General features: G+C 38.2%; 22 protein-coding genes. All 22 read left to right on the forward strand.

The window, feature by feature from the left end; all coding sequences use genetic code 11:
* Positions 1–302: 302 nt before the first annotated feature.
* The 22 genes from ACPYKA_RS01010 to ACPYKA_RS01115 all read left to right on the forward strand — a co-directional run bounded on the left by ACPYKA_RS01010 (position 303) and on the right by ACPYKA_RS01115 (position 22159).
* A complete protein-coding gene (locus tag ACPYKA_RS01010) occupies positions 303–512 on the forward strand; it encodes a hypothetical protein (protein WP_479540553.1) in 210 nt (69 codons plus the stop codon).
* A gap of 564 nt (positions 513–1076) precedes the next feature.
* Positions 1077–1421, forward strand: a complete 345-nt coding sequence (locus ACPYKA_RS01015; protein WP_479540590.1) for an FAD-binding oxidoreductase — start codon at positions 1077–1079, stop codon at positions 1419–1421.
* Positions 1422–1512: 91 nt separating this feature from the next.
* Positions 1513–2439 (forward strand): GntR family transcriptional regulator YhfZ, encoded by a 927-nt coding sequence (yhfZ, locus tag ACPYKA_RS01020; RefSeq protein WP_479540554.1) that lies wholly within the window; start codon positions 1513–1515, stop codon positions 2437–2439.
* A 95-nt stretch (positions 2440–2534) separates the two neighbouring features.
* Positions 2535–3410: a phosphotriesterase family protein gene (locus ACPYKA_RS01025; protein WP_479540555.1), complete on the forward strand. Its 876-nt coding sequence runs from the start codon at positions 2535–2537 to the stop codon at positions 3408–3410.
* A 9-nt stretch (positions 3411–3419) separates the two neighbouring features.
* A complete protein-coding gene (locus ACPYKA_RS01030; RefSeq protein WP_479540556.1) occupies positions 3420–4520 on the forward strand; it encodes an aminotransferase class V-fold PLP-dependent enzyme in 1101 nt (366 codons plus the stop codon).
* Between the two features lie 21 nt (positions 4521–4541).
* A complete protein-coding gene (locus tag ACPYKA_RS01035; RefSeq protein ID WP_479540557.1) occupies positions 4542–5780 on the forward strand; it encodes a phosphopentomutase in 1239 nt (412 codons plus the stop codon).
* A gap of 14 nt (positions 5781–5794) precedes the next feature.
* Positions 5795–6946 carry a YhfX family PLP-dependent enzyme gene (locus ACPYKA_RS01040; protein ID WP_479540558.1) on the forward strand — a complete coding sequence of 384 codons (1152 nt, stop codon included), beginning with the start codon at positions 5795–5797 and terminating at the stop codon, positions 6944–6946.
* A gap of 186 nt (positions 6947–7132) precedes the next feature.
* Positions 7133–8203 carry a hypothetical protein gene (locus ACPYKA_RS01045; RefSeq protein WP_479540559.1) on the forward strand — a complete coding sequence of 357 codons (1071 nt, stop codon included), beginning with the start codon at positions 7133–7135 and terminating at the stop codon, positions 8201–8203.
* A 74-nt stretch (positions 8204–8277) separates the two neighbouring features.
* Positions 8278–8643 (forward strand): PRD domain-containing protein, encoded by a 366-nt coding sequence (locus ACPYKA_RS01050; protein WP_479540560.1) that lies wholly within the window; start codon positions 8278–8280, stop codon positions 8641–8643.
* Between the two features lie 12 nt (positions 8644–8655).
* The gene (locus ACPYKA_RS01055; RefSeq protein WP_479540561.1) at positions 8656–9015 is read left to right on the forward strand and encodes a DUF2620 domain-containing protein; all 360 of its coding nucleotides are present in this window, start codon (positions 8656–8658) and stop codon (positions 9013–9015) included.
* A 19-nt stretch (positions 9016–9034) separates the two neighbouring features.
* A complete protein-coding gene (locus ACPYKA_RS01060; RefSeq protein WP_479540562.1) occupies positions 9035–10327 on the forward strand; it encodes a YhfT family protein in 1293 nt (430 codons plus the stop codon).
* A gap of 360 nt (positions 10328–10687) precedes the next feature.
* Entirely contained in the window at positions 10688–11545 is an 858-nt protein-coding gene (locus ACPYKA_RS01065; RefSeq protein WP_479540563.1) for a MurR/RpiR family transcriptional regulator, read from the forward strand.
* A 994-nt stretch (positions 11546–12539) separates the two neighbouring features.
* Positions 12540–14714, forward strand: a complete 2175-nt coding sequence (locus ACPYKA_RS01070) for an FIMAH domain-containing protein (RefSeq protein ID WP_479540564.1) — start codon at positions 12540–12542, stop codon at positions 14712–14714.
* 475 nt (positions 14715–15189) lie between these two features.
* The gene (gene murQ / locus ACPYKA_RS01075) at positions 15190–16074 is read left to right on the forward strand and encodes an N-acetylmuramic acid 6-phosphate etherase (RefSeq protein ID WP_479540565.1); all 885 of its coding nucleotides are present in this window, start codon (positions 15190–15192) and stop codon (positions 16072–16074) included.
* A 28-nt stretch (positions 16075–16102) separates the two neighbouring features.
* Entirely contained in the window at positions 16103–17374 is a 1272-nt protein-coding gene (locus tag ACPYKA_RS01080) for a PTS sugar transporter subunit IIC (RefSeq protein ID WP_479540566.1), read from the forward strand.
* A 17-nt stretch (positions 17375–17391) separates the two neighbouring features.
* Positions 17392–18351 carry a GNAT family N-acetyltransferase gene (locus tag ACPYKA_RS01085; protein WP_479540567.1) on the forward strand — a complete coding sequence of 320 codons (960 nt, stop codon included), beginning with the start codon at positions 17392–17394 and terminating at the stop codon, positions 18349–18351.
* 58 nt (positions 18352–18409) lie between these two features.
* Complete coding sequence (locus tag ACPYKA_RS01090; protein WP_479540568.1) at positions 18410–19099, forward strand: PIG-L deacetylase family protein; 690 nt, start codon at positions 18410–18412, stop codon at positions 19097–19099.
* Positions 19100–19110: 11 nt separating this feature from the next.
* Positions 19111–20190 carry a DUF871 domain-containing protein gene (locus ACPYKA_RS01095; protein ID WP_479540569.1) on the forward strand — a complete coding sequence of 360 codons (1080 nt, stop codon included), beginning with the start codon at positions 19111–19113 and terminating at the stop codon, positions 20188–20190.
* Positions 20191–20234: 44 nt separating this feature from the next.
* Positions 20235–20543 (forward strand): PTS sugar transporter subunit IIB, encoded by a 309-nt coding sequence (locus ACPYKA_RS01100; protein WP_479540570.1) that lies wholly within the window; start codon positions 20235–20237, stop codon positions 20541–20543.
* Positions 20533–20859 (forward strand): PTS sugar transporter subunit IIA, encoded by a 327-nt coding sequence (locus ACPYKA_RS01105; RefSeq protein WP_479540571.1) that lies wholly within the window; start codon positions 20533–20535, stop codon positions 20857–20859. The genes ACPYKA_RS01100 and ACPYKA_RS01105 overlap by 11 nt, the downstream gene beginning before the upstream one ends.
* A gap of 134 nt (positions 20860–20993) precedes the next feature.
* On the forward strand, positions 20994–21287 hold the full coding sequence (locus ACPYKA_RS01110) for a transposase (protein ID WP_479540572.1): 294 nt from the start codon (positions 20994–20996) through the stop codon (positions 21285–21287).
* A gap of 8 nt (positions 21288–21295) precedes the next feature.
* Complete coding sequence (locus tag ACPYKA_RS01115; RefSeq protein ID WP_479540591.1) at positions 21296–22159, forward strand: IS3 family transposase; 864 nt, start codon at positions 21296–21298, stop codon at positions 22157–22159.
* The last annotated feature ends 201 nt before the right edge of the window (positions 22160–22360 follow it).

Consider the following 22360-nt stretch of genomic DNA (forward strand, 5'->3'; position numbering starts at 1 on the left):
CCTATCCGCCACAAGAACACTACCATGGACACAAACAAGGTCAAGGGTGGTGGACCTGGAAGGACATGACCTTCTTGTAAATATCATGATGACGTGTTTCGTTTAAGGTGACTCTGTCATGTCAGAAGTTAAACTATGAAATTTCTACATTTAACTTGTCCGTTTTCTTGACATAAGACCAGTCTCCATTTCGAACAGCTATACAAGAAATCAAAAAGGATATTCAATTTAAAAAAGACGTACAGAATAAGATCGTAAAAGCAAAACTATCATCTTTTATAACTATGAGTGGTATGTTTATATTGATAATGTCCATTATGTACCTTGTGATTTTATATGTGATTATTGTTTCCTTTTTGGATCCGAAGTCTCTTATCATATTACCTGTTGAAATTTTGGTTACATGGGCATTTAAAGCAATGTATACAAACATATTCCCAAAAACAAAGAAAAACTATTTGAAGTTTATGCATTTGTATGATAAATATGAAGCAAAAACAAAACATATTTAATGCTACTATTAATGTTAACTCAACACACCACCGCAGGAATGCTGTGTCCTCAGTAATTATCTAAAAGAGTATACATCTCATCCCATCTGCATTAAAGGTGGGATTTATTAATAATTTCGAAAACCTCTTGCTATGCTAGGGGAATTAAAGTAGGGGAAATATAAGGGTTCCTCCCTATTTTTAAAAGATAAGAAAGCATTCCCGTAATGAAGCAATTTGAGGTCTGAACAAAAATGAGCCCTCTTGGTATAGTACAGAGTCCAAGCAAAAGGAAGATATTGTAGCTGAATACACTTGAACGGCGATCGTGTTTGTATCCTCTCACTTCCCGAATTTTGACGGTTATTAGTTTAGAAAGTATGATGGCACGGATTTTAAACCTTTCACCTTGAAAAACCAACTGAAAGCATTTACAATATAAATATACAAAATATCGTATTTTGTTTTATGAAAGTGAATAATATATTAGCATAAACCAAGGAGGATGTTACATGAAGCTACAAGATATTATCCAAGATAAAAATCGCCTTTATATCAAAGAAGAAATACCAGAGGTTTGTACCAATAAATAAATTTGCTGAAATGATTAGTTATACAAAAGAGTTACAGGAAAAGCATGGGTTAAGGGTGCTAAACTTTGGACATGCCGGTGATGGTAATATCCATACGGTATTAATGAAAGAGGATCTAGATGAAGCTACATGGCTAGCAAAAAGGAAAGATTTATTAGATGATCTTTACCAAAAAGTAGACGAATTAGGCGGATTGCCTTCTGCAGAACATGGAATAGGTGTCGTCAAGAAGGGTTACCTTGAGAAAATGACAAGTTCAGTCGAAATAGACTTAATGCGAAAAATAAAACATGCCATTGACCCGGAAAACCGATTTAACCCGGAAAAATTATTTTAGATTCATTGGAGCGCATCAAACCATTGATTTCTCCTATGTAAACGCTTATAATATACAAAAAATAGTATATTGATTTGAGGTATGAGCGATTATGTGGGAAAAATTATATTCAAAAAATGGATTGACAGCTAAAAACATTGCAAAGGAATTATTAGAATTGGAGATTGGGGATAAGATTCCTCGTGTAGCGGATTATAGTAAAAAATTATCTATTGGCAGAGGAACTGTGCAAATTGCCCTTGGATTACTAGAAGAGTTAAAAGCTATAAGGGTAGAAGCTCGGGGACATCTTGGAACGTTCCTGGTCGATAAGGATATTGAGTTATTACAAGAAATTGCTGGTATTTCACCATTAATTGGTTCCATGCCACTTCCATACTCGAGAAAGTACGAGGGATTGGCAACTGGAATGGTAGAAGCATTTGAACTAGCTGGTAAGACGATTAACCTATCTTTCATGCGTGGCGGGTTAAATCGGATTGAAGCCGTCCGCACCAAACGAAGCGATTTTGCCATTGTATCGAAAATGACAGCGAAAAGCAGTTTAATAAAATACCCCAATTTAATGGTTATGAAAAGATTGGGCACAAATAGTTATGTATCTGCTCACAAAATTTTTCTGGCAGATGCACAGGACCCCTACATTCGAAGTGGGATGAAAATTGGTGTTGATATGGATTCCCCGGACCAAAAGGAATTAACTTTTAGTGAGTTTCAAGGAATGGACGTAGAGTATGTCTATATTAATTATATGCAGTTATTTGATATGCTCGATGCAAAAAAAATAGATGCTGCGGTTTGGAGCATGGATGATAAACGCATTATACAAACCTTTCATTCTATTGACTTTCAGTCTTCAGCAGCTAAACAGATCTCTGAAGATACTTCAGAAGCTGTCATTGTAATTGATGTTGATCGTAAGGAAGAATTGGAGGATAAATGGGGATCTGTTGCAATAGGTGATATTCTTTTAATTCAAGAGCGTGTTGAAGCTGGTGAAAAAATACCAAGGTATTAATCCGTACTGAAAGAAAAAGTTGTTAAGTTAGTGACTGCTTTCATGTTAAAGGAGCTTCTTGTACGAAATTAAAACAGAAGAGAGAGTGGAATTTCATGTTAGTTGATGGAATGACGTATATGCATGAGCATACAACGATTGATCTGTCAGAGGTTAAGAATGATGAAGATTGTCACTTAGATGTTTTCACTGAAACTGTGAAGGAATATAAGAAATTATATTCAAAGGGCGTACGGAATGTTGTTGATGTAACAAACTTTGGAATGGGAAGGAACATCCCGTATGTTCAGAAGGTTGCAGAGGAAAGCAGCATCAACATCGTGTGCGCGACGGGATTTTACCAGGATAAATTTTATCCAATCCAAGTTTTTCGGGAGACAAAAGAAGAACTGGCTGCACGCATGGTACGTGAGATAAATGAAGGTATAAAAGGAACTGATGTGAAGGCGGAAATTATTGGTGAAATTGGCACAAGTCATAATAAGTGGACGGAAACTGAGCGAAAGGTATTTGATGCGGTTGTGCTGGCCCATAAGGAAACGGGTAAGCCAATTACGACGCACACTTCGTTAGGTACACTTGGACATGAGCAGGTTGCATTTTTCAAAGAGAACGGTGTGGATTTAAACCGCGTCATTATCGGGCATGTTGATTTAACCGGAGATGCTGACTATATTATCCATATGATAAAAGAAGGTGCTTATGTGGAGTTCGATACCATTGGTAAGGAAAATTATATGCCAGATCAAGTACGCGCTGATATTTTGAAAAAAATTCAAGACTTAGGCTATATTGACAACGTATTTCTTTCCATGGATATTACAAGGAAATCCCATCTTGAATATCAGGACGGATTAGGCTATTCCTATTTGTTGGATCATTTTATTCCTCTTTTGGAACAAAATGGCCTCACAGATGAATCAATTGATAAATTGCTAGTAAAAAACCCAATCACATTTATGAAGGGGTAAGGTGATGACATGGAAACAGCTCCGCTTAAAGGTATCTCACTGGAAGAAGCACAAGCTAGACAGTTCACCTTAGTAGATATTATCACAAAGTATTTCCGAGGAGATGAAATCTTATCACTTGGAGACTTGGGTGTTGTAAAAGGGCTAAACATACCCCAATATACAAAGAAGGTAGAAGAGGTACTTGCTGAATTTTTCGGTGTGGAACGAGCTAAATTAGTTCGTGGCGCCGGGACGGGTGCATTGCGCTTTGGATTTATGAGCTTTTTAAAACCAAATGACAAACTATTAGTTCATGACGCGCCAATCTATCCAACGAGTAAAACAACATTAGAATTTATGGGAGTCGTTCCGGTATATGCGGACTTCCACAATGTTGAGGTTATTAAACGAATAATGAAGGAAAACCCAGACATTAGAGGTGCACTAATCCAGCATACACGGCAAAAAATAGACGATCACTATGATTTATCGGAGACAATTCGTGTAATTAAATCGGTAAATGACTCCCTACCAATCATTACGGATGATAATTATGCTGCGATGAAAGTCGAATTCATTGGTGCACAGGCTGGTGCAGATTTGTCTACTTTTTCATTGTTCAAGTTATTAGGCCCAGAGGGTATCGGATTAATCCTGGGAAGAAATGAACTCATTGAGCAGATTGAGAAGTATAATTATTCGGGTGGCAGTCAGGTACAAGGATATGAGGCGTTGGAAGCACTAAGAGGATTGATTTATGCCCCGGTCATGCTGGCTATCCAAGCTAATGTGAATGAACAACTGGTTGAGCGGTTAAATAATGGAGAAGTTGCAGGGGTGAAGAAGGCCTTTTTAGCCAATGCCCAGTCGAAAGTTTTATTAGTAGAATTGACGGAACCAATTGCGGAGAAGGTTTTGAAACATGCCTTAAAACTTGGTGCCGCGCCTAACCCGGTAGGGGCAGAATCCAAGTATGAATTTGTGCCAATGTTTTATCGCGTATCGGGAACATTTCTAGCTGCCGACCCGGGGCTTGAGAAGACAATGATACGAATCAATCCACTGCGTAGTGGTACAGATACGATTATTCGGATTCTTTCTTCGGCTATTGCACAAGTAAATAGATAGGTTTTATATAGGAGGAACATCATGAGTAGAAGAGTAATCATTTTAATTTTGGACAGCTTGGGTGCTGGATATATGGAGGATGCAAAAGATTACCACCCGCAAGATGTAGGTGCAAACACATTCCGCCACATTATCGATACAGTTCCATCCCTACACATTCCAACATTTGAAAGGCTTGGAATTAATAAGATTATTCATCATGCAACATTACAAACGAGTGATCATGCAACATTACAAACGAGTGAGAACCCGCTTGCTAGCTATGGCTGTTTAAATTTAATGCATCACGGTGCAGATAGCTTTGAGGGCCATAATGAAATCATGGGAAATAAACCAAAGAAAACCTACTTGGCACCATTTATTGATAATATGAAAGAAGTGAAGGCAGCCCTGGAAGAAGCAGGCTATAAGGTTAAGATACCTGATGAGAACTTGCCTTATCTATTGGTAAATAATCTTGTTATCGTTGCAGATAACATCGAAACAGATTATGGTCAAATTTATAATGTAAGTGCCCCGCTGGATTATATTACATTTGAAGAGGTTCTAAAAATCGGTCAAGTTGTACGGGCTCATGTAAAAGTAAATCGTGTTATCGCACTTGGTGGTGAAAATGTGACGCCAACGCATTTACAGGCATCAGTAGAAAGAAGAGAAGATGGTTTGGTTGGAGTTAACTCACCTAAATCAAACGTATACAAGCAAGGTTACCAGGTACGTCATCTTGGCTTCGGCATTACACCGGATTGTCAGTTACCTACCATTGCTAAAAATGCAGGACTTGAGGTGTCACTTGTTGGAAAAATGCAGGACGTCATTTTTTGTGAAGAAGCTAGAAAATTCCCTGGTGTTGATACTGAAAAAGTAATGAAAGACATCATTAGTGAAATGGATCATGTACAACATGGCGTTATTGCTGCGACAGTACAAGAAACAGATTTAGCAGGACACGCGCAAGATGCAAAGCGTTATGCCAATCGAATTGAACTAGTCGACCATTATCTGCCGTCCATATTAGAAAAAATGACTGACGAGGATCTTCTCATCATGAGTGCTGATCATGGAAATGATCCAACCATTGGACACAATCAGCATACAAGGGAAAAAACCTATTTGCTTGCTTATCAAAAAAATATTACATCGATTAATTTAGGAGAAAGGAAGACACTTTCAGATATCGCTGCTACAGGGGCGGACTTTTTGGAACTTAATAAACCCGAAAATGGTACTTCATTTCTTCCTTTAATACAGAGAAAATAGAAAGGAGAAAGAGAATGTTTTTAGACGCTACATTAAAACATAACAGAAACTTAATTGATGTCTCCATTCAGCTCCATCAAAAAGGGCTCATTTCTCCTGACACTTATGTAATTGACTTGGATATGGTTCAAAAAAATGCCCAGGCTTTGGCAAGAGAAGCCAAAAAACAGGATATTGAACTATTTTTTATGACGAAGCAGATTGGTCGCAATGCGTTAGTTGCCAGGACTATTGTGGAAGCTGGAATTGAAAAAGCAGTTGCTGTTGACCCTTGGGAAGCATTAACACTTCATAAGCATGGCATTAAAATCGGGCATGTTGGTCATCTTGTGCAGATACCAAAGCATATGATTCGAAAACTATTAGATTTGGAACCAGAATATGTAACTGTATTTAGCTATGAGAACGCACAAAATATAAGTGATGTTGCCATGGATATGGGGAAAAAGCAAAAAATATTTTTAAGAATAGCAGAGAACGAGGATTATATCTATGATGGGCAAAAAGGTGGCTTCACATTAAAAAAATTAGATCAGGAAATTGATTATTTCATGCAGCTTTGTGGAGTTGAAATTGCCGGACTAACTAGCTTTCCCTGTGTATTAATTGGAGATGGGCAAGCAAACATAACTCCAAATGTAACCTCTATGCAGAAAGCCAGAAAGTTGTTAGAGAATAAAGGATATCAAAACCTGGAGATGAACATGCCTAGTGCAACTTCAACTACGACAATGAAGCTGTTAAGGGAAAATGGCGCAACGCAAGGTGAACCGGGGCATGCATTAACAGGTACAACACCTTTACACGCATCTGGGGATTATCCTGAGAAACCAGCGATGGTCTACGTTTCAGAAGTAGCCCACCTTTATGAAAATAAGGCATATGTTTTTGGCGGTGGATTTTATCCAAGATCCCGGATGGAAGGTGCACTAGTCGCTTCCGATAAAGGCGATCTCAAAAGGGTTCCAGTGATTAAAAATGATCCGACAAACATCGATTATTATGGGACATTGGATACTGATGAGGTAACTGTTGGTGATACGGTCATATATGCGTTCCGTACACAAATTTTCGTGACCAATGCCCATTTAGCGGTTATTCGTAATTTAGATAAAGATCCAGAACTTTTGGGTATATACGATTCCACCGGCAAATTGATTCGATAATACTTTTCATACGACTCTAATGTTTCATGAATTCATTGTAAAAGGCATTGTGGAACAAAGAAAATTATTAAAAGTGAATGAAAGATTTAAATTATGATATTGAAAAAATATATGAAACCGTTATAATTACAATATACGATATTTTGTATAAAGCGATATTGATAGGAATTGGAGATGAGTCCACCTATGTCAATCATGGATGAGAAAATAAAGCTAGCGTCTAGGGAGCTGGGTAAATCGGTCATAGGAGTGAATCCGAAGCTAAACGATGAAGTAATGGATAAGAATGCCCAAATGTTAAGTTTTGGAATAAAAGATACAAATCAAATTCCGGATGAACTAATTGCTCGCTTAAGAAACCATCCTGATTTCGCTTGGTTAACAATAGATAAGTCTTCAAATAAGGGAAGGGCAATCGATACTGACTTGATCAATCCCCTAACGTATCGAATCATGACAGGTTCAACTAGTGGCGGACCGGTAAACATCTTGAAGGGATTAAATGATTTTGCAATCGGTACGGATGGAGGTGGTTCAGTCCTTGCTCCTGCCATGAGCTGCCAATTACCGTCTATCATCGGTGCTGGAACGGGATTATTTGTTAAAAATAAAAAGGTTTCTACCGATCAAATGGCGTTTACTGGCAGTGTTGGTGTTATTGCAAAACATATATCCGTATTGAAAAAGGTAATGGAGAATTTGTTGGATCAAAAACTTTCTTCTACGCCAAGAAAAATGATTCATGTTGCCATTCCAGAGAAAGGATCAGTGATCACTCCAGATGGGTATGATATGCATGATAGGGTCATGAATCATTTGGCTTTAATTGATTGTAAGCCATACCATTTTGAAGAAGTAGATATGACCGGGATCGGGAACCGTAAGAAAGGAATGGAACTTATAGATACATGTTTTCATAAAGATGAATTTGATTTAATCGTTACCCGTGAAGGGCCTGTTGATGTCTATGGTTATGGGGAAACCATTCCTGAACAGTTTGGAAAGGTAGGACGGGATATTAGTAAAAACCATGGGAAATTCCTTATTAGATCCGCTAATATGAGTAAGGCAACAGCTATTACCATCCCGACCAACACACTTGCAAGCGGATTGGTTGTAGTAGCTAAAGCGGGAACAGAACATTGTGAAATGGCATTTGATTTAGTGAAGCAGCTGGAGGAATCTATCAAACTACCAGAAGTATGGAGAAGGTATTTTGTAGAAAACGAACAGAAGTTTACGGGATTATCGTTTTGAACAAGTCAATGATGGAAGTTGTGAGATTCTAAGATGTTATATACAGCGTTAAACGTGTAACTGGAGGGATATAGGTGAACTTGGAAGAATTTAACCAACGATTACAAATACTACTTGATCAAGAAGTTATCACGAATGAATCCCATGATGTGGCATTAAAAACCTTTGAACGGTTTATCGATTTAACCAATAAAACGGATATAGATCATGCAGAATTGCTGTTTACACATTTACCGTTGGCACTAACAAGATTGGAAACCGGTGATGAGGTTGAGGCACCAACAGCTGCTATTATGCGTGAGGTAGAAGAGTCAGAGCATTTCCAATTAGCGAAGGAGCAAGTTACATCTATTGAGAAATTGTGGGGGAAACCTCTGCCACAAGCTGAAAAAGAGTATTTATATATGCATTATACAACTGTTTTAAATTCTAATTTATGAGGAGGAAATATAATGAAGATTGTTATTGGTGGACAGGTGGAGAAAAAGGAAATTGAAAAACTAATAAAGGGGCTTGATCCTTCTATTGAAACCGTTGTTAATTCTGACTTGGAGGCGGCTATGGCTATCAAAACAGGGCAAGCAGATTATTACGTTGGTGCATGTCATACTGGCGGTGGAGGAGCCTTAGCAATGGCTATTGCGATGATTGGTAGAAATCAATGTGAAACTGTATCCATGCCAGGAAAGAAACCGAAAGAAGAGAATGTGATAGAAGCTGTTAAAGCAGGTAAAAAGGCATTTGGTTTTACGGGTGACCATGTTGATGTAGCAGTTCCAATGATTTTGAATGCAATCAAGAACAACGCCTAAGAAAAGGGGAAACTAAGAGATGGAAACTTTATTTGTAGTACTAATTGGTGCGGTGGCCGCTGTTTTGGCAAATAGAAATATTGCCGTATTTAATGACGGACTTCGACCAATCGTCTCAGAACATATTGAAGGAAGTTTAAAACGCAGGGAGCTAGCCTTAACTGCGTTTGCAATGAGTTTTGGACTGGTTATTGGATTTGGTATTCCATTCACATTATCAGCAAGTATTATTCTCATTCATAGTATATTATTAGGAACAGATATCATCGGATTAGTTGTACCTAAAAATAAATGGGGTACACCTGTTGCTGCGATAATTGGTGGCCTGTATGGTTGGGGCTTAATTGCTGGCCTTGATGGTTTCGTGAAGCTATTTGAACATTTACCTGTTAATTTCCTGGATCCACTTGGAGAGGTTGGAACTCCGGTTGTTGTTACATTTATGGCATTCCCTGCCTTAGCAGTAGCAATGCAGTTTGGTATTAAAAAAGGTATTCTAACGTTTGCGGTTGCAGCAATTGTTAGACAGCTTGCAGTTTTTGTGAATACAGAAGGTTTATTGCATATTGGTGGTAATACGATTTCGTTGAACCAAGAAGGTATGGCTTTAATTGTTGGTATGATCTTCTTATTTGGATTTGCTATGAAGGAAAAAGCAGAGGAAGGATCATCTGTCGACTTGGCGGCTGTTTTCAGTGATAAAGTGAATAAAATTAAGAAAAACGTTATTTTCTTTATGATAGTCGGTGCATTGATTGCAGGTGCCACTAACCTATTATTAATGGCTGGGGACCCAATTTCTCTTAACCTATTAGCTGAGGGTAAACAAACAGATGCAGGTATTACATCAATAGCGAGGGCAATTGGCTTTATTCCGTTAGTTGCAAGTACAGCAATTGCAACTGGTGTGTATAGCCCAGTTGGATTTACGCTCATTTTCGTTGTTGGTTTATTCTCTCCAAATGTTTGGTTAGCAGTAATCATTGGTGCTGTTGTTATCTTTGGTGAAGTTATGTTGCTAAGTGTCATTGCTAAATTCCTGGATAAATACCCTGGGGTTCGTAACTCAGGTGAAAACATCCGTAGTGCAATGACAAAATTACTTGAAGTTGCGTTATTAATTGGAGGAGCAAACGCTTCTAACTTGATTGCTCCTGGATTTGGTTTCTTCATTATCGCGGGTTTCTATCTATTAAATGAAGCTGCCGGCCGACCGTTAGTCCGTATGGCTGTAGGTCCTATTGGTGCAATTGCAGTAGGTATTATTGCGAATATCTTAGTTGCGTTAGGGCTAATGGATATTCCGCAGTAATTATTGTTAAAGATTAAATATATATTGCCATAAAATAAGTAATCCCTTGATAAGTGAAGTGTTAATTTACTTATCAAGGGTTTTTTTATTATTTCATTAGAGAAGGGGGATAAGGGGTTTGCGACATTGCACAGGTGATGCGTTCTCGGATCAAAGAGAACCCTTAAAAGGAAATGAAACCATGGTTAAGGTGAAATAGGATACCCTATTCCATAACAGACAGCGTTATAACTATCCAAAAAAATTGTGCCATATCGCTATTCAATAGGATACTAGCTATGTTGACGTTTATTATGAAATTTACTATACTCTTAAATAATCATTACATATATGACATTATAAAAGAATTGAGGAACTCTTATGCTACAAGGTGGATTTGTCAGTATCCAACAATCACTTCCCCATTTGAAACCTTCGGAACGCAAAGTGGCAGAATACATTTTGCAACACCCAGAGAAAGTCATCAATTGTTCGGTACAGAAATTGGCTTCATTGACAGATGTTAGTGAAGCCACAATCGTTCGATTTTCTCGCACAATGAAATGCAAAGGGTTTCAGGATTTAAAACTGCGCATTGCCTATGACCTTAACAATGAGGCTGATCCACAGGATTCTTATAGAGAGATCGTTGTGGACGGATCGATTCATTCACTTATTCGTTCCGTTTCCCATAATAACATCCAATCAATCAAAGACACCTTATCTGTACTATCCGAAAAAGAAATAGAAAAGGCGATAAAAAATTTACGGATAGCAAGAAAGATTGCCGTATACGGAATCGGGGCATCCGCCGTCATAGCTGAAGACTTTCGCCAGAAATTAGCGAGGATTGGGCGCTGGTGTGAGGCAGGGTTCGGCTTTAATGAACAGGCGACGATCAGTGCCAATCTGACTGATCAAGATGTTGTGTTGGGTGTATCCAACTCAGGACAAACCGAAGATATCATCCGTTCCTTATCCCTGGCCAAAGAAAACGGTGCTAGCGTGATTTCACTGACAAAATTCGGTGACAACCCTGTATCAAAACTTTCCGATATCACATTGTATGCCAGTTCCCTCGAAAACAGCATCCGTAGCGGGGCAATGAGTTCACGGATATCTATGTTGAGTATCATTGACATCTTGTACATAGGCATTGCCAGTGAACGTTATCAGGAAGTGATTGGGAAATTGGAGAGGACACGAAAGGCCGTTAGTTCTTCGAAGAGAAATTCTTGAAAAAGGATAAGGATATTTCGGATGGCTGCTATGAAATACTACAAACGTTAGATTCGCAGGATTTAAAAGTATCTTGATGGATCAAGATTCGTCTCTGTTTAAGGTATTATGACCAACAAGGGTGCATTATGAGAGAGTTTCTTTAACGGGGCTAAGGAAAGTGTTTCATAATGCTGCGGCGGGGGAGGGTTTAACTCATGGGTCACAAATTGATTGTAAGATTAACAGAACCCATAAGCGAGTAAACTTGATATCTATGTAAAAGAAGTTACAAGGATTGATGTCAGGATGAAATTGGTATTTTATTTTTTGAAATAAAATTTCCTATTTTATGTTGACTAATGAAATAAAGTTTATTATACTTTGTTTTAAGCGGGATTATTAAAAGTTTTGAAGATTAAAGTAGTTATAAGAGAATATAACAGGAATGCTTCATTCAATCATTGTCCCCGAAAACTGGTATTGTTGACGGGCTCAAAAGTGGGATGAATTATTTTATGTTCTATTTAGAAAGGGCTTTCATACCAGGCCTCAACAACAATCGGTAATCCATGTTTATTCCTTTGATAGACAAGCAGAAAGTGTTACATACAAAACGTTTGCATTTTAACCGTGTACCAGCCGTAGCAAATTTGGTATTCGATAGGGGGTTATCATAAACTGATTTGTTCAGTTATCGCTATTCAAGACAATCTTATAGGAAAAGGGGGTGTTAATGTTGAGAATTTCCTAGTTTGAAAAAAGATTGTCAATCCTGTCAAAGATTATAGTTTTCCCATGGGTGACTGGTGAATTGGGTACTTGGTATTAAACAAAAGTCAGAATAACCTTGTGTTGACCGTTGTATGTTAAACCGCAAGCAAAGAAAATTCAAAGTCATCGTGTTCTTTTGAACAAATGAAGAAGTTCTATTGAGTCCAAACGTAAATTTGATGAAGAGACAGCATATTGGAGTAAATCTTTTATTTCGATAAAGAGAGGGAGGAATTCTATCGTGAAGAAGAAAGTAAAATATGCGTTATATGCCATGATGTCAGTATTACTTGTTATCTCATTGGTAGGGTTTGATTTTTCCGATGGGTTTTCCGCGGGGAAATCGGATCATTCCAGTGGATCCAAACAGGCTTCCAACAATGGGGAAAAAGGGCAAATCAAAATCAACGCGAAAAAGAAAATAGGGGATATTGATCCGAAAATTTTTGGTATGCACATTCCGGCATGGAATGAAACACTTTATCAAAACGGTTCGCTTCGACCGAATTTTTTAAAGATGGCAAAAGAAGCCGGCTTTGGATATTTGGTTTATCCGGGTGGAAATTACAGTGCCTCCTTCAAGTGGGATGACATGAACTTACCCGGAGAGATTGATACCGATCAATTTCTTGACATGGCCAATAAACTTAATGCGAAAAAGAAAATCACTGTTAACTATAAAGCCTCCCCGAAATTGGCTGCGGATTGGGTGAGGTATGTGAATAAGGAAAAAGGGGAAAACGTTAAATATTGGGAGGTTGTAGACGAACCTTATCTCTTGATGAGCGCATCGGATTTCATTGAAAAAATGAAAACCTTCGTTCCAAAAATGAAGGAGGCAGACCCAAACATTAAAATTGTAGCAAATGTCAGTATGTATGATCCTGATTTTACAAAACAAGTGATTGATGAGGTTGGGGACATGATTGATGTCTATTCCATTCATATTCTCGAAGGTTCTCCATCAGCGGATAATAAAGAAAAGTTTTATGAGGATTTATTAAAACTTCCGAACAAGGTCCAAGATCAGCTAAAGACATTAAAAGGCTGGGTAACAGATGTTTATCCGGATAAAAATGTAGATTATCAGATTGGCTCGTACAGCACTGTAGCAAGTGGACCAAAAGATTGGAGCGTTAACTCGCTGCCATCCGGACTGTGGACAGCTGACATGCTGGGAACATTTGCTACTGAACAGGTAGATGCGGCTGCATACTGGGCATTAATGAACCCTTATCCACCTGGGCAAGGAGATTTTGGGATCTTTAGCCCTGAGATGAAACCTTACGTTGCTTACTATCCATTTGTCATGTTTAATCAACATTTTGGTAAGGAATTGGTCGAAAACAAAACGCAAGATGCGAAAAATTTATCAACATATACTAGTACGAGCAAGGATGGAAAAGATCTGTATGTCATGATGATCAACAAATCTCCTGACAAGGATACGAAGGTAGACCTTAAATTGGGAAATTTCAAGCCTAGAGGGGATGCGGAAGCTTGGATATTGGACGGTCCAACAAATGCTGATCATGTTTATGATTACGGATTACGTAAGCAGTCCATTAAAGGCATCGGACAAAAAACAGAACAAACCATTCCTGCTTATTCTGTGGTATCGCTAAAAATACCGGGAAGAAACAGTGATACCAAACTAGATCAAAAAGCCAATCTGGCCTTGAATAAAACGGCAAAGAGTTCCTCCGATGCACTAAAAACCGATACAAAATATTACAATACACATGATTTCGAGGCAGATAAAGCGATAGATGGAAATACTGAAACACGTTGGGCATCGAGAATTTTTCAAAATAAAAATGAATGGTTCCAGGTAGATTTGGGCCAAAAGCTTAATTTCAATCAAATTAAATTAAATTGGGAATACCCAGCAACAAAGTATAATATGGAAGTGTCAAATGATGGGGAGAATTGGACAAAAATTGGAGATCAAACCGATGCAAAAACGGTGAAAGACTCACCGCAACCAACTGAAATCGTTGAATTACAAACAATTGCCAATGCCCGTTATGTGCGAATTTCTATGAAGGAACGGCCCGCAAAAACCGGTGCCGAGGCAGGAAGTTCACAATGGACACCCGATGCATTTTCACTATGGGAGTTTGGAGTGTATTTAAACTCCGATCTTATGGTGCAGGATATAGAAGGGCATGTCAAGCAGCTTGAAAAAAATGGGGAAATTAAAAATGATAAAGCCGCACACTTGTTAGAAACCCATTTAAAATCTGTTAGACATTATGAAAGTGAAATGAAAACAGATAAAGTGATCAAACATATGGATGGTTTCAAGACCTTACTTGCCCACCAAAATAAAGAAGGAAAGATTTCCGAGAAGGCATATGATGTTCTTAAAAACGATGCCGATTTATTACTAAAGGAATGGCAATCTTCTCTATAAATTGATGTGAAACGTTCGGGCTAATACTTTGAATAGTTGGTATAAGAGATTCGGGCCACAAAAGGTCATCAAACATTTAGCGTATTTACCCAAGATAAATATCGGCCGGTGATAACACTGTTATTGTCCGATTCACTTAAAACAATCACGTAGGGAACCATTCGTTTCAAACATTTCTATGAAACAAAATTTTGCGGTACTGAAAAATAGATATTGTTCATGCTAATTTTATAATAATCCCTCCTTGACATTTTAAGGGGGGTATTTTTCATCTGAATTGGATCTGAACTTTTGAAGTTCCCAAAGGAGTAGATAATAAATATACGGTAAAAATAGCATTTTGGCGGGCACCTGCAGTTTTGGATTTGTTTAAAAAAATATTTTATAAATTTAGTTTTAATATTGAAATTGAATTTCAATAGTATTATAATATGTTTGTAAGCGATTAAGAATGCGATTACAAGGGAGGGATATAATGCTAAAGGATTTAACAACAGAGAAAAGAAATGAACTCACCATGGATCTTGACAATATGTCAATTGAGCAATTTTTGAGAGCGATGAATAGTGAAGATGCAAAAGTGGCTTCTACCGTACGCGAACAGATCCCAAATATAATAAAAGCAGTGGAAGTTCTTACTACAGCACTGAGATCAGGTGGAAGGTTAATATATATTGGCGCGGGTACAAGCGGTAGAATTGGTTTACTCGATGCAGTGGAATGTCCGCCTACTTTTGGAACAGATTCGGAACAGGTCTTAGGCCTAATCGCTGGTGGTAAAATGGCTTTTGTGAAAGCAGTTGAGGGCGCTGAAGATAATATAGAATATGGCGAAAAAGATTTGGAATCTATTTCATTGAATAAAAGGGATGTCGTTGTTGGAATTGCTGCAAGCGGCCGCACACCTTATGTAATAGGTGGACTTAATTACGCAAATTCAATTGGAGCTGAAACAGTTGCGATCAGTTGTAACCTTCATTCAGAAATTGGGGAAGTAGCTAAAGTAGCCATTGAGGTTGATTGCGGACCTGAAGTTTTAACTGGTTCAACAAGGTTAAAGGCAGGAACTGCTCAAAAAATGATTTGTAATATGTTATCTACAGCTTCAATGATAGGTATTGGAAAAACGTATGGTAACTTAATGGTTGACCTAAAACCAACTAATAAAAAGCTGGAAGAAAGGTCAAAGTCAATTATTATGGAAGCGACTTCATGTGATTACAAAATAGCGGAAGAATATCTGGATAAAGCTCAAAAGAAGCCTAAAGTTGCTATTATCATGTTGTTGACTAGTGCCACCTATGAAGAAGCCATTCAAAAACTCGACAAGGCTAAAGGGTTTGTTCATAAAACATTATAATAATAATTTAGAGAAGGGCGTGAAAATAATGTCAATGATGGATCGACTGACGAATGTCGTGGAAAATAAGATAGCTCCGCCATTGATCAAGATATCCAAAAACAGATATCTTGATTCTATTCAAAAAGCTTTTATTACATTAATGCCTATTATTATTATTGCTTCGTTTTTTGTCCTGCTGGCCTCTTTTCCAATACCGGCCTGGCAAAAGCTGATTGAACCCATCAGTTCTTATTTCTGGGCAGGAAATAGTGCAACGATGGGACTGTTATCCATAGGATTGTCCCTGGGAATAGGTTTTTATTTATCAGGGTATTACAAGCAATACGATGATAAAGTGGATCCTTTTTCCGGAGCAATTATCAGCTTGTTTAGTTTTCTAATGTTATTTCCAATAGGAACAAATGATAAAATAGGTGCCTACTTGCCTGCAGATAATTTAGGAAGTACTGGTATGTTTGCTGCGATAATCGTTGGGATTATTAGTATAGAAATTTACCGTTTGTTGGTTAAAAAAAATATCGTAATGAAAATGCCTGAAGGCGTCCCACCAATGGTGGCAAATGCGTTTACTTCTCTGATTCCCATCTTTGTAACAGTCACACTTTGGTGGATTATACGTTATCCGTTAAATTTGGATATTGTAGGTTTGATTATGGCTGGTTTCAAACCGATTGTAGCCGGTGGCGCAAGTTTTATAGCTCAGTTTATTGGTGTGTTTTTGGATCGACTGTTATGGTTTGTTGGTATACATGGTACAAATGTAGTTACATCTGTTATGCAACCGATTTGGCTCGACATGCTTGGTCAAAACCAAGCTGCTGCTGAGGCTGGTAATGTAATACCGCAAATTGCCAGTGAGCAATTTCTGAATTACTTTGTTCGTGTTAGTCCATTGCCATTGATTGTTTTAATGCTAATGTCCAGTGTGAAGCGATATAAAACCTTAGGAAAATTGGCTGTAGCACCATCACTATTTAATATCGCTGAGCCAGTAATATTTGGACTGCCGATTATTTTGAATCCGATATTATTCATTCCATGGGTATTTGGATACTTGGTTATTTTCGTATTTAGTTATTTGGTGATTGCCTCCGGATTGGTTCCGGCGCCATATATTCTATTACCATGGACAACCCCTGGGCCTATTGGTGCATACTTAGGTACGGGCGGTAGTTGGGCAGCAGCTATATTGTCAACGTTGAACTATGTGATTATGTTCTTTATTTGGCTGCCATTCTATAGAATTTTGGAACGTCAGACATTGAAAGAACAAAGTGAAACAGAAAATAACAAATGATTGGAAAGGTGAATGAAATGACAGAGGTGACAATAAGACCATATAAGTACTTTGATGAAGAAGAGGTCATCGAGACATGGAATAAATGTTTATTTAAGGATCCTGTAAGTACGGAAATGTTTCATGCAAAAATTTTGCTTGATCCAAATTTTGAATCGGATCTCTGTTTAGTTGCCCAGGACAATAGCAATGGAAAAATTGTTGGCTATTGCTTGGGAATGGTCCGTAAATATCCATATGAAGAAAGAGGAATGGAACCTGAACGTGCATGGATTCCAGTTATGTTTGTACATCCTGATTATCAAGGTCGGGGGATTGGAACCAAGTTGGTCAAAAACTTGGAAGAAAAATTTAACAGATTAGAAAAAACCAATATTACACTTGGGGCGTATAGTCCAAACTATTTTTTCCCGGGTCCCGATAAAGATGCATACGGAAATTCCATACCATTCTTTGAAAAACTGGGATATGAAGTGTTAGGTGAAGCGGTTGGAATGGATATGGTGCTATACAATTTTGTTATCCCTGATAAGATTTTGGAGATAAAAGAGAACTTGGCAAGCGAACATGGTATTCGGATAATTCCATTCACCAAAAATTATACCTTACCATTACTACAGTTCTTGAAGGAAAATTTCCCTGGTGGATGGGTTAGAAATGTCCGAGAAACCCTGCAGAAATTCAAAGGGGAGGAAAGAATCTTATTGGCTATAGATAGGAATGATAACATCGTTGGATACTGTCAGCGTGCTATTGACGACCTAGAAGGGCACTTTGGTCCGTTTGGCGTATCGGAAAAACTACGAGGCAAGAAGATAGGTAGTGTATTGTTTTATGAAATGTTAATGGATATGTATAGTCGTGGAATCTATCATGTATGGCTTGCATGGACAGATAATGATGCACAACGGTTTTATGACCGGGCTGGGATGCGGGTTATGAAACGTCATGCGACAATGAAAAAATTTAAAGCGTAAGAAACAGTGCTTCTATTATTTTCAGCGAGATCGCTTAATCAACAAGGAGGACAAGAGAATGATACACCACGTTATGTCAATCGGCGCACATGCATTGGATGCAGAGTTAATGGGGGGACCCGTTGCCATAAAATATACAAAAGAAGGACACAAAGCCTCATTCGTCCACATTACGAGGGGAGAGCGAGGGAATAAGAAAAAAACCCCGGAGGAATACGGGAAACAGCTCGAAATAGAGATGCCAAAAGTTGCTGAAACAATGGGTGCGGAATCTATTTGGATGGGGTATGTTGCTGGTCAATTACCTTCTCAAGAGACAATACAAATGGACCTTTGTAAATTATTAAGGGAAGAAAAACCAGATATAGTCATTACTCATTGGAGAGGAAGTCTTCATCCCCGCCATGTGACGACCCACGACGCTGTTTTGGAAGCAGTGAAGATGGCTGCAAATGCAGAGATTAATACAGGACAGGAACCACATAAAGTGGACTATGTTTATTATGGTGAGAATTGTGAGGACCTAAATGGATTTATTCCACAAGTATATATTAATATCGAAGAAACATTCGACCAATGGTTTGAAGCCGTTTCACATTACGAATTGTTCCGTGCAAACGAGGCAAATGTGCCATATCAGGATTACTACCGGACGATGGCAACGATTAGAGCAGTAGAAGTGGGAAACCAAAAGCTTTCCAAGGCATATATGATTGCTACAAGAACTCAAGAATATTTGCATGAATAAGGGGTATCAATATGACCGGTATTTCTGTCTATTTGTCCAGAGAGAAAAAAGAATTTAATCAAAAGTGGATTGGAAAGGCTGCTAAAAACGGGTTTTCTGCCATTTTTACATCGCTCCATATCCCGGAAGAAGAACCAGCACACTACAAAGAGTTATTGCTAGACCTGGGCAGTCAAGCACAAAAAAACGATATGGATCTAATAGTTGATATTTCTCCAGATTCCTTTCAACATATTGGGTTAGATGTAAAGGACGTTGAACAATTATCTGGATGGGGTGTAACCGGTATTAGAGTAGACTATGGATTTAGTGGTGAGGAAATTGTAGACTTATCCAGCCGGCTAAAAGTTTTCTTAAATGCAAGTACCTTGACAGTAAAATTTTTGCAGGAACTGATTCGTCTAGGCTTGAACACCGAAAATACAATAGCTGCTCATAATTTTTATCCGCGTCCCGAAACGGGATTATCAAGAAAATATCTAATTAAAAAAAATAAGTTGCTTAAGCAATACAACATTAACACCTTAGCTTTTGTTCCCGGTGATGATGAGAAACGTCAACCGTTATATCAAGGACTGCCAACTTTAGAGGAACATCGTTATGAGAATCCAGTAAATGCATATTTGGATTTGACAGAAAACTGTCTGACAGATTTTGTTTTTATCGGAGACCCATCAATTACTGATAAAACACTTTCTACATTCAAATTGTTAACTAAAGGGTATATTTCATTACGCTTTACAAAAGTAAATGAGCCGACTTTTGATGACTTTTACAATTATTTGGAAGGTAAAAAAAGTAATCGTTTAGATCCGGCGCGAGATGTTATTCGAATAGAGGGTTCCCGGGTTGACCTTCATAGTAAGAGCATGTTAATTCCAAAGAATACAGTCAGACGTCAAAAGGGTGCTATCACCATTGATAACGAAAAATATGGCAGATATGCCGGTGAAATTCATATTGCCTTAAAAGACTTGGATGAAGATCCAAAAGTAAATGTGATTGGACATATCGTGCAAGCCGACATCCCATTACTTGATTATATTTACGGAGGAACAACATTTATATTGAAACAGGAGTTTGGTGTATAATTAAATTATTCATAAACTGTCAAAATTGAAAGGGGATTTAAGTAATGAACATATTATTGGTGTGTAGTGCAGGAATGTCGACAAGTTTGCTGGTTACAAAAATGGAGAAATCTGCTCAGGAAAAAGGTAAGGATTATAAAATATGGGCAGTTGCTGAAGCTGAAGCAAGTAACCATATCCCGGACGCAGATGTAGTGTTGATTGGACCACAAATGCGTTTTTGGAAGAAGGAGGCAGAGAAATTGGCTGCTCCACACGGTGTTCCTGTGGATGTTATTAGTCCAGTAGATTATGGCATGAATGACGGACCAGCAGTCTTGGCATTCGCAGAGAAATTGGCAAATGAGAAATGAGGCGATTCATATGGATGAAATGGAATCTATCTGTTTTCAAATTATCAGTAATGCAGGTACAGCAAGATCGCTTATTATAGAAGCGTTGCAAGAAGCAAGAGAAGGAAATTTTGAGCAAGTAGAAAATAAATTTAATGAAGCTAATGAATATTTTACTGAAGCCCATAAATTGCATGCCAATCTAATTCAAAAAGAGGCAAAAGGCGAAGGAGTTCCATTTTCCTTGTTATTTATGCATGCGGAAGACCAATTGATGAGCACTGAAACAATCAAGCATATGGCTAAGGAAATGATTCATTTGTATGAAAGAATTTAAAGGTTGATATTTGAATTCATTAAAGAAGGTAGCATCAATTTGATGTTATCTAGTGCTAGAATAATAATCGGACAACCTAAATAGAGAGATTTCCTAGTTTAGTATAATATAATTAAACTAGGGGGAATTATCATATGACAAGAAATAAAAAGCAATTCGATGGAGAGTTTAAGCAGGACGCTGTCAATTATTATTTTTCATCAGGTAAGAGCCTTGAGAAAGCGGCAGCCGATTTGAAAATTGGTGAATCTACATTGGGAAAGTGGGTGGCAGCAGCTAAGAAAAACAATGGTATTGTTGATCATAGGGGATCGGGCAATTACAGTTCTGATGCGGATAAAGAAATCGCACGTTTAAAAAAAGAATTACGTGATTCACAGGATGCGTTGGAAATTTTAAAAAAGGCTATGGGCATACTGAGCAAATAACAGAACATATTTATACAGCAACTAATCAAGTAGCCGGGAAACGCAGGGTTTCTGTTAACAGTGTGCTCAAAATATTAGGCGTTTCATCATCAGGGTATTACAGTTGGAAAAACCGTGAAGCTTCAGGGCAAGAAAAAAGAAAGCAAGCAATTAAGAAAGAAATCGTAAAGATATATAATGAATCTTACCAGATTTATGGCGCGCCGAAAATAACGTCCATCCTGCAGTCCAGAGGCCATGTCATATCTGAAAAGACTGTTGGCAACTATATGCGTGAGGAAGGCATTAAAGCTATTTGGGTTCGTCCTTACATTAGGACAACCATTGATCCCGATTTTGATATCAAGCTTAAAAACATTCTGGATAGAGACTTTAAGCCAGCAACACCCAATACTGTCTGGGTTACGGATATAACGTACGTGCATACCTTGGAAGGCTTTATCTATCTTACCAGTGTTATGGATCTTTTTTCAAGGAAAATTATAGGCTGGCATGTTTCAGATAGTTTAGCCACAGAACGCGTCATTAAGGCCGTTGAGAAAGCAAAGGCAAGCCGTGAGTTGAGTCAACCAATTATTATCCATAGTGATCGTGGATGCCAGTTTGTATCTAAAAGCTATATTGAAGCGACACCAGCAGGTCCGTATATACATAGTTATTCCAAAAAAGCTACTCCTTGGGATAATGCATGTATAGAATCATTTCACGCATTAATAAAACGCGAATGGCTTAATCGATTTGTTATTAAAAATCTGAAACACGGTCACGAACTGATATTTGAGTATATAGAAGCATTTTACAACACCATTAGGATTCATGGATATTGCGGAATGAAATCGCCATTTGACTTCGAGGCTAATTTCGCGAGTTAAATGATTGCTGTTAAGGAAGTGGGCCATGCATAGTTCTAGCATCATAACCACAGCGGAGCTGCTTGCCCTTGACTGCCGTGCCACTTCTTAGTGATCGCTGTTAGGGGTCGGGGCCCCAACAGCGGAACTTAGAAGTGATTGTCCATGGTACGCTGACTGTGCGGATGGAGAGCCCTAAAGGCTGAATTTTTCCTATCCGCC

This window comes from Pseudogracilibacillus amylolyticus (SeqCode) (genome assembly GCF_051918545.1).
Lineage (GTDB): Bacteria > Bacillota > Bacilli > Bacillales > Amphibacillaceae > Pseudogracilibacillus.